Raw genomic sequence first — 15,954 nt, 5'->3', positions numbered from 1 at the left:
TATTTTAAGTTAAGCTTTTAATGATTTATCATTCCCCATTATTGTGGCTTTTTCATAGTCTAGTTCCCCTTCTGTGGCACCAACTACTATGGCCGCAGAAACGTTACCAGTAACGTTAACAGCTGTTCTTCCCATATCTAATATTCTATCTATACCAGCGATTAGTGCAGCTCCTTCAAGTGGTAATCCTACTGAGGATAAAACCATCATAAGCATCATAAATCCTGCTCCAGGAACCCCTGCTGTACCAATAGATGCTAAAGTAGCTGTAAGTAGTATCGTTACCTGTTGTCCTATCGTTAGTGGAATACCGTAAGCCTGAGCTATAAACACAGCACAAACACCTTGATAAATAGCTGTTCCATCCATGTTAATTGTAGTTCCTAGTGGAAGAACAAAGCTAGCTATGGATTCTGATACTCCAAATACCTGCTGAACTATTCTTAAAGTAACTGGTAGTGTACCTGAACTACTACTTGTACTAAAAGCTATAGCTGTTGCTGGTGATGCACCTTTAAAGAATTGGCCAATTGAAATTTTTGACCAGAACTTAACTGCAAAGGAGTAGGTTAATAATGCATGTAAGAAGAATGCTACATAGCAAACAAGTATAACTTTAATTAATGGCAATAATACCTTAGGACCATTACTTGCGATAACCGGAACTATAAGAGCAAATACACCGTAAGGTGCAAGGCCCATTATAACTTCAGTAATCTTATACATAATTTCTGCTATACTATCACATATTTTTACATACGCTTGACCCTTTTCTCCAATGTAGGTAGCAGCAACTCCACTAAATACAGCAAAGAATATAATTTGAAGCATATTTCCTTTTACCATTGCATCAATTGGATTGGTTGGTATTATACTTAAAAAAGTATCAATTATTGACGGTGCCTCAGTTGCTTTTTGTGCAGCAGCTCCTGCTAAGGAAACCCCAACACCTGGCTTGAATATATTAGCCGCTACTAGTCCTATTAATATAGCCAATGCTGTTGTAACAAAGAAGTAAAGCATGGTTTTTCCACCGATTCTTCCAAGCTTTTTAACGTCACCAATACTTGCTGCCCCAACAACTAACGATGCAAATACTAGTGGAACTATAGTCATCTTGATTAAATTTAAGAATAAAGTACCGAATGGTTTTATATAGGTATTTGCAATTTCTTTATTAGATACGAATAATAAACCTACAATAACCCCAAGAACAAGTCCTAACATAATCTTCGTTACAAGACTCATTTTTTTCTTTTCCATATATAAGCCCCCCTATTTATTAATTTACAATTATAATTTCGACATACCAGTTTTAATTGCAATGTCCCCCACAGCCTTTGCAACAACTTGAGCTACTTCCTTGTTAAAAGGATCTGGTATTATATATTCCTCATTTAACTCCTGGTCTTTTACTATGCTTGCAATAGCTCTTGAAGCTGCTAGTTTCATATCCTCTGTAATTGCCTTAGCTCTTACATCTAAAGCTCCCCTGAAGATTCCTGGGAAAACTAATACATTGTTAATTTGATTTGGGAAATCTGATCTTCCTGTTGCAACTACTCTAGCTCCTCCAGCCTTAGCTTCCTCTGGGAATATTTCTGGTGTTGGATTTGCCATAGCAAATACTATACCGTCCTTATTCATCCTTGAAACCATTTCAGTTGTTAAAACCTTTGGTGCTGAAACTCCTATAAATACGTCTTTTCCTTCAATTACCTCTCCTAATCCCCCCTTTTCAAATTCTCTATTTGTTATGCTGGCAATTGCCTTTTGTGCTTCATTCATCCATTCTGCTCCTTCTACTAAAGCACCCTTTAAGTCAACCATAACTATATTTTTAGCTCCTCCAGCCATTAACAACTTGCATATGGATATTCCAGCTGCTCCTGCTCCATTAATTACTATCTTTGCTTCTTCAATCTTCTTACCTACTACTTTTAAAGCATTAATTAATCCTGCAAATACTACAATAGCTGTACCGTGTTGATCATCATGAAATACAGGAATATCCAATTCTTCCTTTAATCTTCTTTCAATTTCAAAGCATCTTGGCGCTGCTATATCCTCTAGATTTATTCCTCCAAAGGTTGGTGATAAGTATTTTACTGTCTTAACTATTTCATCTACATCTTTAGTAGCTAAACAAATTGGGAAAGCATCTACATTAGCAAATTCTTTGAACAATATTGCTTTTCCTTCCATAACAGGCATAGCTGCTTCTGGTCCTATATCTCCAAGTCCTAGTACCGCTGTTCCATCGCTAACAACAGCAACTAAATTCTTTTTAGCTGTGTACTTATACGCATTGTCAACGTTTTCATGAATTTTTCTGCAAGGTTCTGCCACTCCTGGGGTATATGCTAAACTTAAATCCGTTTTATTCTTAACAGAAACCTTTGATACAACTTCTATCTTTCCACAATTTTCTTCATGTAGTTTTAAACTCATTTCTTTATAATCCATAATTTCATCTCTCCATTCATTAGATTAATTTCTCATCTATTAACACTATAATATATTAAATTAATTAAAATTCCAATATTCTGTAAATATTATTAACCTTTTGTAAATAAATTTATTATTGTTAAGTTTATAACGAAATTTTTAAAATATTTCGATAATTACCTTTCCATATTTTTATATGTAGTTTTTGGTCTTCCCACCTCCCCATATTCCACATCTCTAGACAATTCTCCTAAACAACTTAAATGTTCTAAATATCTTCTTATAGTAACTCTAGATAATTTAATTTCTTCAGCCACCTCCTCGCAAGTAAAGTATCTACCTTTATATTTTTTTAGAAAGACTTTAATTCTGTTTAAAGTTCTTTCATTGATACCCTTTTGATTTTCTTCATTAAAAATTACGTTATTAGAATTCGTAATCCTATCTATATCATCTTGATTGATAGTAGCCTTTGAATTAAGCAAACTGTATCTTATCTTAAATTTATTTAGAGCATCTCTAAATCTTTCATATTCAAAGGGTTTTATAAGATAATCTACAGCTCCTAGCTTTAATACTTCATTTAATATTTCTGAATCATCAGCGGCGGTAACCATAATAACATCAGTCATTATACCCAAACCCCTTATTTCTTTTAAAAAACTTATTCCATCTAATTTAGGCATATACTGATCTAATATTATTAAATCTACTTCTTCTTCTCTAATTTTATTCACTGCTTCTTTGCCATTATTACAAATTCCAACTACAGAAAAAGCTTCGACACTTTCAGTATATTTTCTGTTTATTTGAGCAACCATTGGATCATCTTCTACAATTAAAACCTTAATCATTTTTATCCTCCTTTCCTATAACTACTATAAATTCCGACCCTTTGGTAAGTTCCGTAGAGAAACTAATTTCACCTTTTAAATTTTCCACCAATTCCTTAATCATAAAAAGTCCCCTTCCCCTATTTTCTCCTTTAGTAGAAAAGCCTTTATTGAATAAGTATTTAATGTCTTCTTCTTCAATACCCTCTCCAGTATCTTTTACCCTAATAGTTATGTTTTTCTCCTCTTCCAATATAAGTATATGTACATTTTTATTTTCTTTTTCACTAATGCTTACAGCTTCAATAGCATTTTCTAATAGATTTCCTACTATGGTAACCATGTTATGGCTATTAATTTTACCTTTGCACCTATTTAATATGCTATTTTTATCTATGGTTAGTTCTACTCCCATTTCCTTTGCACGACTAATTTTGCCAAGCATTAGAGCAGCCACTGTAGAATCTTTAATTTTATTCATTACTATGGTAGTTTTTTGTTGATGCACTTTTGTTTGCTTAATTATATATTTTTTAACTTCGTCTATTTCCCCTATATGTATTAGCCCTAGTATTACATGTAGCTTGTTTAAAAATTCATGATTGCTGGCTCTCAATGCATCTACTACTTGCCTTACTCCTGTGACCTCTTCCGCAAGTCTGGTAAGCTCAGTTTTATCTCTAAAAATAGTTACAGCACCTATAACCTTGCTCCCATCTAATATGGGTATCCTATTTGTTAATATTATTGTATTATTTATAATCATCTCCTTATTGTATTCAGCTTCACCCTTTAAAATTACATTGGAAATATTGGAATTAGGAATAAGAGTAAAAATGCTCTCTCCAATAACCTCTTCCCTTCCTCCTAAAATATCAATAGCTGACTTATTGTATAATGTAATATTAAGCTTTTCGTCTACAGCTATTATACCTTCATCTAGAGAATCTAAAACTTCCTGCTTTTGTATAAATAGTTTTGATATTTGCTCTGCTTCATATCCTAATAATGAACTTTTTACACTATTAGAGACTATTAAGGCTCCAACAGCACCTATCATTAACCCTGAAGACACTACTAAAGTAATAAGAACTAAAATTTCATATTTATACTTCTCCATATTCTTCATAGTCACTTTAGCTGTGACATACCCTAAGGGATGATTTTTATCATCCCTTACAGGCACAAAAGTAATAATAAGCTTGCCAAAATTCTCAATCATATCCTCTAAATAAACATTGTTTGTTATTGCCACATCTTCTCCAATAGTTACTTCATTGCTAATTGGAACCTTGTTTAAATCAGAATTTGCATAGGTATTTCCACTTAGATCCATAATAGCTATATAATCTATGTTTTTAGAGGAAACAACTATGTCTTTTACATAGTTTTGTAGAGACTCCTTTTCTCCTTTGCTTTTCAAAACATCTATTACCATAGGAGATTTTGATAACATCTTAGTAGTATTCATTAAATTAATTTCCATTTCCTTTTTTACCCAGGAAGCTCTAAATTTACTCATAAACACTACTGTAATAGTTAATGATATAAACACCACAGTAAAAATTAAATATATAATTTTTGTTTTTAATTTAAGGTTGTTGTTAACCACATTTTATCACTCCAATGTTATATCCTTACCATCACTTACAATTACAATGTCTCCTTTTTCATCTGTTCTATAAATTTTAATATTCATCCCCTTCACTCGTTCCATAATTTCTTTATGAGGATGTCCATAATCATTGTCCTTACCCACAGTTATTACTCCATATTTAGGATTAACCTCTTTTAAAAAAGCTGATGAACTAGAGGTTCTGCTACCATGATGACCTAGTTTAATCACATCTGCCTTTATGTCTAATCCCTTCTTCAATATTTCCTTTTCTGATAGACTTTCTGCATCTCCTGTAAATAAAAATGAATTCTCCCCATATGCTACTTTTAAAACAATAGAGTAATTATTGGTATCTTCATAGGTGCTACTATTAGGAGCTAATATGGTAACCTTTGCCTCACCAAATTTAAATTCCTCTCCAGCTACTGGTATCTTAGCCTTCAGGTTTTTCTTTTTCATGCTTTCTACTACATCTTTAAAGGTTTTTGTGGTAGCTGTAACCTTTGGCATATAAACTGTTTCAATTTGAAAAGTGTCAATAACCTTATCTATTCCTCCTATATGGTCTTCATGAGGATGTGTAGCCACTACATAATCAAGGTTCTTGACACCAGTTTTTTTCAAGTAGCTTAAGACTTTGTCTGTAGAGGAATTAGGTCCTCCATCAATTAACATGAACCTCTCTCCATTTTGAAGCAATATGCTATCACCTTGTCCAACATCTATAAAATGAACTTTAAGTTTATCCTTCGTTTCACTACTTTTATTAACAGAAACTTGGACACTATACCCTTCGCAACCATATAGAGCTGAAAGTAATACCATTAATAATACAAATACTACATATTTTACAACATATTTTTTTTTCAAACTATAACCTCCTATTAAAATCTTGTATAGTTTAATTATATTAACTCCCACTCCAATTGTACAGTATTAATGGAAACAATAAAAAGCTACTTAACTCAACTTTAAGTTAGGTAGCTTTTTTATTGCTTAGAGTATTAAAATAAGAGTGACACCTGTTCATATCCACTATCTTCTATAATCTTTAATGAATCATTTTTATAAGATTTTAATATTTCTTGTAGGTTCTCATCTCCAGATAACCAAGCCTTCTCTTCTCCTAATTTAAACATCACAGGCATTCTATGATGAATTTTACTCATTTCTTCATTGGCTTCAGTAGTTATAATTACAAAAGCTTCATATGCTTCTCCTTTTTCATCTATAAAGATATCATATAATCCTGCCATAGAAAAAACTTCATCATCTTTCATAGATATTCTATACTTAATTTTATTACTTTTATCTTCTTTCCAATCATAAAATCCACTAGCAGGTATTACGCATCTATTAGAAAGAGCCTTTTTGAATAAATATTTTTCCTCTATACTTTCGCTTCTAGCATTAATTATTAGGCTATTACTACTTTTTATAGAAAAACCCCATTTTAAATAATGTATTTTATTATCATTTTTAATAACTGCAGCTATGTTACTTGGAAATATTTCTTTACCTACATAATCCTCTTTTAAATCTACATTCAGCACATTGAAAGAAGTAATTACCTTTTCTAATTGATGATTTAAAAAAAATCTTCCGCACATATATTTTTTATTCCTCCTTTACATCTATACCTGCTATCCTCATTAAATATAAAGCGTTTCGTGTGGTGGATACTCCTTTTTTAATTTTATAATCAAAATATATATTGTTATCTTTATAATGTTCCTCAAAATGATAGTTTTTAACATTATAATTTTCGCTTTCTAAATTACTCAACTCCAAATCGTGAGTTGATACTAAACCTATAGAATTCTCCTTACTTAATTTATTTATTAAAATCTTTGCACCTGTATGTCTATCAAAGGAATTTGTGCCTTTAAATATCTCATCTAATAAAAAGAACACAGGTCTCCCCCCATTTATTCCTTCAATTAACTTACGAATTCTCAGTAACTCTCCATAAAATGAAGATATATTTTTTTCTAAATTATCGCTAATCCTCATGCAAGTATAAATATCCATCAAAGAGCACTTAAATTCCTTGGAGTAAACTGGAGCTCCTATATATGATAGTAAAAGATTTATCCCTATTGTTCTAAGAAAAGTACTTTTACCTGACATATTAGAACCGGTTATTAACAATATCTTATGGCCCTCTCCTATAGTAATGTTATTTTTTACGGCTTTTTCACCTAATAATGGATGACCTAACTCTTTTCCTTTAATATATAAACTTTCTTTTTCAAACTCGGGCATAGTCCAGCTAGGATTTTCAAAACGTAGTATAGATATTGCTGATAAAGCTTCAAACTCCCCTATAACCTCTAACCAATCCTTTAAATAGACTCCCCATTTATCCTTCCATTTTTCTAAATTCATCATGTGTCTATAATCTAAAAGGAACAAAATATTAAATATCATATAAAAAAAATTCGCTCTATCTGAAATACTATTAGTAATATCTATAAGCTCTTTTATAGCAATAGATGCGCTTTCTTCTTTAGATTTTATAATTTTTTCTTTTAACTGAATCATATAAAAAGAATTAAATTTTTCTTTTTCAATTAGATTTATCATTTTATAATAACTTTGTATGTACTTTTTATATATAAACACATTATTTAGAAGAAGGTTTCTATTGCTATTATCATAAAATAACACTATTATACTTATAGTAATTGAAAATAATGCTAAATATTTATAAACTCCATAAAACAAAAATGCTAGAACTATGAAACTTATAATACATAAAGAAAATAGGTTTATCAATGATTTAATGATTGTTTTTTTATATAAATCATGTCTCTCGTCGCACCATTCACAGATACCTTCAATTTTTCTCTTCTCTTTATCCTTATTCTCTTTTATAAATCCTTCCCCTTGAAATCTCTGTCTCCATTTTATATTATTTCCCAATTCTTCAATAGCTTCTTGCCTATTCAATATATCTCCAATATTATATTTTGGATTTTCTAATGTGTCTTTTAACTTATTTCTTCCCATAAAGGTTGTGGTACAATTAATATATTGAAACAGAGATCCTCTTCCGAATATATCCAAATCTCCTGAAAATGGATGATCTTCTTTCACATATTCTTTCCCATCATCCTCAAAATCTTTCCACTTTCCTTCTGCTCTATTTATCCCCATATGATTTATCTCTATAATATTTTCTACTAGGTTCTTATTATGGTTTAATTTTTCATGGATGGTTGCTAATACAATGAATAAAACACCCCAAAGCAAAAAAGATATAATTGTAAAATAATAATTTTTACTCTTGCTATATATAAACATAGAGAACATACATGCACCTAAAAAAGTAATAAGCCTACATATACTAATTAAATTTATTATTTTCTTCTGCTTTTTTAATAAATTACTGTATTTTTCTATTCTTTTTAAATATAAAGATTTTATGTTTTCCAAAACTCTTCACCTACTCTAAAATACTAAAAAAAGCCCTTAGAGGGCTTTTTATTTGGCACTATAATAACATCTCTTTGGAGATTCTATTAATTCTTCCTTTTTCAAAACCTTTATGGCCTTATCTACTTCACCTTTTTCAATTTCAAGTTTTTCTGCTATTTCACCAGATTTTAACGGATCTGAATTTTTTAATAGTTCTAGTACTTTATCCTTTAATTCCATAAAAATTCCCTCCTATGTTTATGAATTTCCTTTATTTATATAATAAACAATTATTATACAAAAAACAATATTAATTAATATTCTGAGTACATTAAGTTTTTACATAAGTTATATGTTTTTTCTAATATTATACTCACTTTTCCTTCATATATATCATAATTGCCCAGTAGTAGATTTTGAAATATATCTATAACATATATTTCTTCTTCACTAGCCTCATCCTTCAGTTTCTCTAAATCTAAAATATACTTTCCTTTTATTCCTGCATATTTATATCTTAAAGCCCATGTTAAAGGTTTCAAAATTCTCTTCAATAGTTTTTTACTTAAAAGAGATTTCTCGTTTTCATCAATAGTTATAAAATGTCTAATGCCCATAATAATATAAGCAGCTAAATTTTTACTACTTTCAAGAAATTCTTCTCTCTTTGGGTAGGGTACTTTTAACTTTCCATATAAAACTTTACCATCTGTATTATATTGAATAGGCGAATATTCTCTTGTAAAGTTAGGTAAAAGACATTCCTTAAAAGTAGTTACTTGAGGATTTATTTTAGGCTCTTTAGGGAAGTTTTTTACCACTTCTGAAACCTTGTATAAATCTTCAAACTTTATCTCATCTAAAAATACCCATATATCAATATCACTTTTTTCTCTTATTTCTTCTCTAGCAACGCTTCCTGTAAGCAATATACACTCTACTCTAGAACTAAATACCTTAACTATTTCATCCTTAAAGTGTTCAATCCTCTCATAAAGTTCCATTAAACATCACCTTTATAAACTACTTCACCATTAATTATTGTATATAGAGTTTTTGTAAGACTATCTAATGGGTTGCCATTAAATATAACTATATCACCATCTTTCCCCTTGGCGATACTTCCTACTCTATCTTCTACTCCTAGTATTTCTGCTGCATTTATAGTAATAGCTTTTAAAGCTTCTGTCTCATTCCATCCTGCCTTGGCTGCAAATCCTGCACAAATAGGTAAATATTCAATAGGTACAACAGGGTGATCTGTAGTTATAGCTACTTTTATCCCTTTATTACTAAGCACTCCCGGAGTGGTAAAACTCTTATTCTTAACCTCTATCTTACTTTTAAAGGTTAATGTGGGGCCAACTATTGCTGGAAAACCTGATTCTCTTATATAGTCTGCTACCAATTCCCCTTCACTACAATGATCTATTGTCATCAATATGTCAAATTCCTTAGCAATTCTTATTGCAGTTAAAATATCATCCCCTCTATGTGCATGTGCCTTTAGTGGTATTTTTTTTTGAAGAACTGGTATTAAAGCTTCCATTTTTAAATCTATATCAAAATTATCTCCCTTTAAAGTAGCTGTATCCTTTCTACTTTTATAATTTTTAACCTTAACTAAAGTTTCTCTAAGTAATGCCGCTGTGGCCATTCTAGTAATTGGCATTTTCCCTTTAGAATTATATACTCTCTTTGGATTTTCGCCAAAAGCAACTTTTACAGCGCTGGGAGTCTTAATCACCATTTTATCTACAGAAATACCATTAGTCTTCATTATAGCGAACTGTCCTCCTATAACATTAGCACTACCTGGTCCTGTCATTACCGTAGTAACTCCCCCTTTTATAGCTTCATGAAAGGCTGTGTCAAAAGGATTAACTCCATCTATAGCCCTTAAATGAGGAGTTATTGGATCCGTACTTTCATTTATATCATTTCCTTCAAAGCCCATTCCTTCTTCTATTAATCCTATATGACAATGAGCTTCAATAAAACCTGGAGTAACCCATCCTCCCTTTGCATCAATGATCTCACATTCTTCTGGAACAGTTATATCTAAACCAACTTCTAATATTTTTCCATTGTGAATTAAAATGCTTCCGTTTTCATAGTTCTCTCCAGTCATAGTAAATACTTTACCATTTTTAATTAACAACACTAAAAACCATCTCCCTAAGTTTCACTTTATATATTTATATTACCATACTTTTCCCATGATGTTTACGTATATATTATATATGCTATTATAATACTTAAGGGGGTTTTAATTTATGAAAAAGTATTTTAAATATTTTACTGGATTAATGGTGGCTTTAATGATATTTACAGCTTGTGGCTCTTCAAAGAAGGCTTCTCATGTAGCAGATTCGTCTACAGAAAATAAGGCAGAGTATTCTATAGCCGACAAAGGTGGAACTACTTCTGGTATTGGACCTCCATTAGATACTTCAACTAGTAATAATATACAACTTTCAAACAGAAAAATTATTCAAAATGCTACCGTTGAAATTCAAACTTTAGAGTTTGATAAAAGTTCTAATGATTTAATAAATAAAATAAAGGCCATTGGCGGATATGTAGAAAATTCTAATGTAAGCGGCAAAAGAGTAGACAACGATACTAATATTCAAAACAGGCATGCCAATATTTCAGCAAGAATACCTGCGAAAAATTTTGAGGCCTTTCTAAAGGATATGGAATCCATAGGAAGTGTTGTTAACCAAAATATAAATAGCAATGACATTACTTCACAATACTTTGATACAGAAGCTAGACTTAAGTCCTTAACCATTCAGCAAGAAAGACTCCTTGAGTTATTAAAAAAATCTGGAGAACTAAAGGATATTTTGGAAATAGAAAAAGAACTAGAGAGAGTTCGATATGAAATAGAAACTTTAACAGGAACATTAAAGAAATGGAATAACCTAATAGATTACACTACCATAAATATAAATTTATACGAAGTACAAAAATATAAAAAAGCTAATCCTTTATCTTTAAAAGACAAAGCATACTATGCCTTTGTTTCTTCAATAGAAAATGTAATATATTTGTTTAAATTAATTATACTATTTATCATTTCATCAATTCCTTATTTAGTAGTATTAATACCTATACTATTTGTTATTAAATATTTTTACAAAAATAAAAATTTAAAAGTTAAAAATTTATTAAAAAAAGATGAAAAAGATAACTAAATTTAAATGTTTATGATTTATTCATATATTCATAATTTTAATTTAATATTTACACTTTATAATATAATTAAGTTGTTAACTAAATATTAGACCTCCCCCTTTTAAACGGAAGATACGTCTTCCGTTTTATTTTTTTATAAACAGATTTCTAATAGCGGCTAGTCATGGGACAAAATAAAAAGTAAACTAATATGGGTTATAGTTTACTTTTAAAAAATTTTATGACTTCTTCTTTGGGTACAGGTTTACTTAAAACATATCCTTGAATTTTGTCACAATTTTGAGACTTTAATAGATGGATTTGATTCTTCTCCTCTACCCCTTCTGCTACAACATCTATCTTCATTTTATGGGCTAATTGAATTATTTCTCCTGTTATGGCATCCTCTATAGAATGTTCATTTACATCATCTATGAAAATCTTATCAATTTTGAGAGTATCAATAGGTAATTTTTTTAAGTAACTTAAGGAAGAATAACCTGTTCCAAAGTCATCCAAAGAAATTCCTACTCCTAATTCTTTTAAGGACTTTAGCTTTATAACAACAGAATCTATGGATTTCATCAAAGTGCTTTCAGTTATTTCAATGTTTAACAGTTCTGCTTTCATATTATATTTTTTTAGAGCATCGCTGACAAAATTTATAAAATCCTTTTGTTGAAGCTGTATTGATGAAACATTTATAGATATAACCACATCTTCATATCCCATATCCTGCCACTTCATGTTCTGCTTGCACACTGTCTCTATTACCCATTTACCAATATTCACTATGAGCCCTGTATTTTCTGCCAAGGGAATGAACTGTACCGGAGAAATCAATCCCTTATGTGGGTGATTCCATCTTATTAATGCTTCTACTCCAATAATTTCCTCTGTATTTAAATCCATTTGAGGTTGATAATAAAGTTCAAATTCATTATTTTTAATAGCTTTTCTTAGATCACTCTCTAGGCTTATCTTCTTTACAATATCTTTATATATGTCTGTATTAAAAAACTCATAGGTATTTCTTCCCTTTTCCTTGGCGGAATACATAGCACTATCTACATTTCTCAGTAGTCCAAAAGCATCTTCCACATTGTCTGGATAAATTTCTATGCCTATACTAATAGTAGAGTATATCTCATGATTATGTATGGACAAGGGACCTTGAAAATAATTTAATATTTCTTTTGCAAAGTTTTCCGCCTCTAATTTTCCATAGTCAATATCTTTAATTATTAAAAATTCGTCTTCACCGGTTTTACATAATATATCATTATCACTTATGATAAGCTTTAGTTTTTCTTTTATAGTAATTAAAACCTCATCACCAAATTGATGACCTAAAGTATCATTTATGTTTCTAAAATTATCAAGATCAATTAAAAATAACGCAAATTTTCTTATACCATTATTATTTTTTATTTTTTCCCCTATTATTTCTTTTGAATAATGAAAATTAGGAAGCTTAGTTAACCTATCATAATAAGCTAAATCTTTTATTTTTTCTTCATATATTTTTCTATATGTTATGTCTGAAATAGAGCCTGCCATTCTAATAGGTTTTCCAACTTTATCTCTTAATATCTTTCCTCTAGTTAGAACCCATTTATAGTCATCTTTAGTCCTAAATCTATATTCACAAAATAAATACTCACTATTTCCCTTTAAGTATTCTTTAAAACTATTTAAAGCCTCATTTAAATCTTCAGGATGTATTAATCTCGTCCATTTTCCCATAATGCTTAATTTGGGGTTTAATATTTCATTTGGTAGTTCTCTCTTCCACTTTTCTGAAATAAAAAACTTGTTAGTAACAAAATCCCAATCCCAAAGACCATCATTTGCTCCTTCTACAGCCAGTCTATATCTTTCTTCGCTAACCCTTAAGGCTTCCTCATTTTGTTTTAATCTTTCGTATTGTGTTTTAAATTCATCTAAAGATACGCTTAATTTTAAGTCTTTAGTCATTTCCATAACCAACACCCACTTACAACATTATGCAATGTATATTTCACCCGTATTATACTATATTACCATAAATTTGTTACATTTTATAATATTTAGTTTAAAATTTTGTAAATATTGTTAGATATAAAGTTTATTATGGTTTTTTTACCCTCATAGGGAATATAAGGTAAAATATCTCTTAGGCTCTTTTCCTTAATTATGTCCATAGCTTTATATATTAATTCTAGAACCTTCATAGAATTTTCAGGGTTTTCAATATACTTATCTATTCCATCGAATATATTATTGCATAAATTGTCTAAGTTAATAAATTTTCTTAAGGCTGGGTTGACTCCTTCTAGTAATTTACTAACTTCTTTTCGTATATTAGCTTTAAAGTCCTGTTTTTCTGTAAAGCTCTTTATAAATTTCAGTATGCCATCTTTATTATTGTATATATACACTTTTAATATATTTTCAAAACCTTCTGGAAGAACATCTTTTACTTTTTTATCGCTATTTTCTAAGGCATCAAACTTATTGCTTATTATTAGATTTAAGCTTTCCTCTGAATTTATAAACATAAAATTCCTCCTAATTTATATTATTTGATATATTTTAGAGGCTTATTTTCCCTCCAAGGTTTATACTCTTTTGCCAATTCCACTCTATCATAATAGGACGGATGTGAATAGTACCAAATCTCATAAATTTTGCTTGCCCTTGGCAATACTAAACTATTTTCATGAAGTTTTATGGTGGAGGTAATAACTGATGAATTATCTTTAGTCATTTCTATAGCATAAATATCTGCTTGCCTTTCCACATATCTAGAGAAAGTATTTGTTATAGGATTTGAGAGAAATAAAAATATGTTTATTACCAAAATCATCATAGGCATAAAGGCTAAATGATGTATCTTAGTCACTCCCAGAACCCCTCCCCAATGGAACAAAATCCATAGGATAGTTTTATTCACCAAATATAAAACTAGTATAAACAATAATCCTCCTAAAACTATAGATTTCCATACATGACCCATCACATAGTGGGCAATTTCGTGGGCAGTTATGGACAAGGTTTCTCCTCTGGTTAAATTATTAATAGTGGTGTCCCAAAGAACTATTCTCTTAGAACCAAAAACTCCCGTCATATAAGCATTCATCTCTTTTGTATCAACGCTTTTATTTACCTGATAAACTTTACTATCTCCAATACCTGCCATACTCAATTGATGCTCTATTCCTCTTTGCAATTCCTTGTCTTGAATAGAGGTATATTTATTAAACAATGGGTCTATATAGGTGGGGGATATAAAGGTTACGAACATTAAAAATGGTATAAATAAAATTCCATTGTATAACCACCATCTTTTAGGACTTTTAATAATTATAAAATACGGCACCCAAATGAAGGCGGAAGTTACTAAGTTATTTAATCCAAAATTCTTTAAATAATCCGTTATCCATTTGTAAAAACTTTGATTTGATAAACCAAAATTATGCCTATGAACGAAACTTCTATAATAATCTAAGGGAAAAGTTATGAGATTACTTATGGTAACGTATATTATAAAAAATAATGCTAATTGAATAATATAATTATTACTGACTTTTCCCAAATAATCACTTAGTTTTTTACCAAATCCACTGATTACAAATATAATTGGTATAGCAAAACCTAGAACCAAATTAATTGACCATAAATTTAGATTTACCTTTCTATATTCTATAGCCTTATCCGATACCTTTGATAAGGTTATTTCTTCTCCATTATCTAGTACTATAGAATACCCACTAGTATTTTTCAATTTTTCCATGTTGGCATTTTCAAAATATCTCACAGAAAAGACAAATAAAAATATTACGGTAAAAAATATACCTATGGTTAAATAAAAAGATTTTCTCAAACTTCTCCCCCCTTTATGACTATTATATTATAAACATGATTTATATATAATCTAGTTAGAATATTTTAATGTAACATTTAATATTTTTGTTATAAAAGATATACACATAGAGTTCAAAAAAGCTGCAACTAAAACTGTTGGAAATAGTACTCCTAAACTAGCTGGCAAACCTACTAAATATAAAGCTGATAACAAAAATATTGTACCACTTATTAGTGTACCCAAAAAGCCTATAATAATAGTTCCAATTTTCCCATTTAATTTAGTATTAAAAACTCTCATCAACATATACACCGCCGGCGCAGTAATTACTTTATCTATTATATTTGGAAGTTGTCCTCCTGGAAAGGTAGTGGTAAGAGCTGTTAACACTCCTGAAACTAATCCAATTACAAACACATACTTAAAATCTTCCACGAAAGATAAAGAAATAAACATCATTATAAGAAGAAAATCTGGTCTCAAACCAAATACAAAATTGGGTGACACTTGATGTAGCAGCAAACCTACCGCTAATAGAACTGAACTTAAAACAAATTTTTTTAATGACATAATAAAAACTCCCTTCAATTAATAATTTTTTATAT

15 protein-coding genes are annotated in these 15,954 nt (G+C 29.9%); 1 reads left to right on the top strand and 14 read right to left on the bottom strand.

From position 1 onward, the window contains the following. Nucleotides 1-9 precede the first annotated feature (9 nt). The 10 genes from ABDZ69_RS03510 to ABDZ69_RS03465 form a co-directional block, all read right to left on the bottom strand. The gene (locus ABDZ69_RS03510; RefSeq protein WP_343766644.1) at nucleotides 10-1,263 is read right to left on the bottom strand and encodes a dicarboxylate/amino acid:cation symporter; all 1,254 of its coding nucleotides are present in this window, start codon (nucleotides 1,261-1,263) and stop codon (nucleotides 10-12) included. A 30-nt stretch (nucleotides 1,264-1,293) separates the two neighbouring features. Then, entirely contained in the window at nucleotides 1,294-2,466 is a 1,173-nt protein-coding gene (locus tag ABDZ69_RS03505; RefSeq protein ID WP_343766641.1) for an NAD(P)-dependent malic enzyme, read from the bottom strand. 158 nt (nucleotides 2,467-2,624) lie between these two features. Next, nucleotides 2,625-3,302, bottom strand: a complete 678-nt coding sequence (locus ABDZ69_RS03500; protein ID WP_343766638.1) for a response regulator — start codon at nucleotides 3,300-3,302, stop codon at nucleotides 2,625-2,627. Beyond that, a complete protein-coding gene (locus tag ABDZ69_RS03495) occupies nucleotides 3,295-4,893 on the bottom strand; it encodes an ATP-binding protein (protein ID WP_343766635.1) in 1,599 nt (532 codons plus the stop codon). Before ABDZ69_RS03495 ends, ABDZ69_RS03500 begins: the two co-directional genes overlap by 8 nt. A gap of 6 nt (nucleotides 4,894-4,899) precedes the next feature. Further along, nucleotides 4,900-5,769: a ComEC/Rec2 family competence protein gene (locus tag ABDZ69_RS03490; RefSeq protein ID WP_343766632.1), complete on the bottom strand. Its 870-nt coding sequence runs from the start codon at nucleotides 5,767-5,769 to the stop codon at nucleotides 4,900-4,902. Nucleotides 5,770-5,903: 134 nt separating this feature from the next. Continuing rightward, entirely contained in the window at nucleotides 5,904-6,509 is a 606-nt protein-coding gene (locus ABDZ69_RS03485; RefSeq protein ID WP_343766629.1) for an SOS response-associated peptidase, read from the bottom strand. A gap of 7 nt (nucleotides 6,510-6,516) precedes the next feature. Then, complete coding sequence (locus tag ABDZ69_RS03480) at nucleotides 6,517-8,337, bottom strand: MutS-related protein (RefSeq protein ID WP_343766626.1); 1,821 nt, start codon at nucleotides 8,335-8,337, stop codon at nucleotides 6,517-6,519. Nucleotides 8,338-8,385: 48 nt separating this feature from the next. After that, the gene (locus ABDZ69_RS03475; protein ID WP_343766623.1) at nucleotides 8,386-8,559 is read right to left on the bottom strand and encodes a MarR family transcriptional regulator; all 174 of its coding nucleotides are present in this window, start codon (nucleotides 8,557-8,559) and stop codon (nucleotides 8,386-8,388) included. Between the two features lie 74 nt (nucleotides 8,560-8,633). Next, nucleotides 8,634-9,323 carry a nucleotidyltransferase domain-containing protein gene (locus ABDZ69_RS03470; protein WP_343766620.1) on the bottom strand — a complete coding sequence of 230 codons (690 nt, stop codon included), beginning with the start codon at nucleotides 9,321-9,323 and terminating at the stop codon, nucleotides 8,634-8,636. Further along, nucleotides 9,323-10,483, bottom strand: coding sequence for an amidohydrolase (locus tag ABDZ69_RS03465; protein ID WP_343766617.1), 1,161 nt, complete (start codon nucleotides 10,481-10,483; stop codon nucleotides 9,323-9,325). Before ABDZ69_RS03465 ends, ABDZ69_RS03470 begins: the two co-directional genes overlap by 1 nt. 112 nt (nucleotides 10,484-10,595) lie before the next feature. Between ABDZ69_RS03465 and ABDZ69_RS03460 the strand changes: the two genes are divergently transcribed. Beyond that, the gene (locus ABDZ69_RS03460; protein ID WP_343766615.1) at nucleotides 10,596-11,522 is read left to right on the top strand and encodes a DUF4349 domain-containing protein; all 927 of its coding nucleotides are present in this window, start codon (nucleotides 10,596-10,598) and stop codon (nucleotides 11,520-11,522) included. Nucleotides 11,523-11,718: 196 nt separating this feature from the next. On the opposite strand, the gene ABDZ69_RS03455 is transcribed toward ABDZ69_RS03460, so the two are convergent. The 4 genes from ABDZ69_RS03455 to ABDZ69_RS03440 all read right to left on the bottom strand — a co-directional run bounded on the left by ABDZ69_RS03455 (nucleotide 11,719) and on the right by ABDZ69_RS03440 (nucleotide 15,919). Further along, complete coding sequence (locus ABDZ69_RS03455; protein WP_343766612.1) at nucleotides 11,719-13,485, bottom strand: putative bifunctional diguanylate cyclase/phosphodiesterase; 1,767 nt, start codon at nucleotides 13,483-13,485, stop codon at nucleotides 11,719-11,721. An 86-nt stretch (nucleotides 13,486-13,571) separates the two neighbouring features. Beyond that, nucleotides 13,572-14,042 carry a hypothetical protein gene (locus tag ABDZ69_RS03450; protein ID WP_343766610.1) on the bottom strand — a complete coding sequence of 157 codons (471 nt, stop codon included), beginning with the start codon at nucleotides 14,040-14,042 and terminating at the stop codon, nucleotides 13,572-13,574. A 20-nt stretch (nucleotides 14,043-14,062) separates the two neighbouring features. Beyond that, complete coding sequence (locus ABDZ69_RS03445) at nucleotides 14,063-15,367, bottom strand: M48 family metallopeptidase (RefSeq protein ID WP_343766607.1); 1,305 nt, start codon at nucleotides 15,365-15,367, stop codon at nucleotides 14,063-14,065. A 51-nt stretch (nucleotides 15,368-15,418) separates the two neighbouring features. Next, nucleotides 15,419-15,919, bottom strand: a complete 501-nt coding sequence (locus tag ABDZ69_RS03440; RefSeq protein WP_343766605.1) for a tryptophan transporter — start codon at nucleotides 15,917-15,919, stop codon at nucleotides 15,419-15,421. Nucleotides 15,920-15,954: the final 35 nt, after the last annotated feature.

The sequence above is a fragment of the Clostridium malenominatum genome (assembly GCF_039521365.1).
GTDB lineage: Bacteria > Bacillota > Clostridia > Clostridiales > Clostridiaceae > Clostridium_AW > Clostridium_AW malenominatum.
Note: the sequence above shows the minus strand (reverse complement) of the source record. Positions and strands in the feature narration are given on the sequence as shown.

Coding starts and splice junctions, on each gene's coding strand:
- ABDZ69_RS03510 (WP_343766644.1), bottom strand. CDS start 1,263: ATGGAAAAGAAAAAAATGAGTCTTGTAACGAAGATTATGTTAGGACTT.
- ABDZ69_RS03500 (WP_343766638.1), bottom strand. CDS start 3,302: ATGATTAAGGTTTTAATTGTAGAAGATGATCCAATGGTTGCTCAAATA.
- ABDZ69_RS03455 (WP_343766612.1), bottom strand. CDS start 13,485: ATGGAAATGACTAAAGACTTAAAATTAAGCGTATCTTTAGATGAATTT.
- ABDZ69_RS03450 (WP_343766610.1), bottom strand. CDS start 14,042: ATGTTTATAAATTCAGAGGAAAGCTTAAATCTAATAATAAGCAATAAG.
- ABDZ69_RS03505 (WP_343766641.1), bottom strand. CDS start 2,466: ATGGATTATAAAGAAATGAGTTTAAAACTACATGAAGAAAATTGTGGA.
- ABDZ69_RS03440 (WP_343766605.1), bottom strand. CDS start 15,919: ATGTCATTAAAAAAATTTGTTTTAAGTTCAGTTCTATTAGCGGTAGGT.
- ABDZ69_RS03460 (WP_343766615.1), top strand. CDS start 10,596: ATGAAAAAGTATTTTAAATATTTTACTGGATTAATGGTGGCTTTAATG.
- ABDZ69_RS03470 (WP_343766620.1), bottom strand. CDS start 9,323: ATGGAACTTTATGAGAGGATTGAACACTTTAAGGATGAAATAGTTAAG.
- ABDZ69_RS03475 (WP_343766623.1), bottom strand. CDS start 8,559: ATGGAATTAAAGGATAAAGTACTAGAACTATTAAAAAATTCAGATCCG.
- ABDZ69_RS03485 (WP_343766629.1), bottom strand. CDS start 6,509: ATGTGCGGAAGATTTTTTTTAAATCATCAATTAGAAAAGGTAATTACT.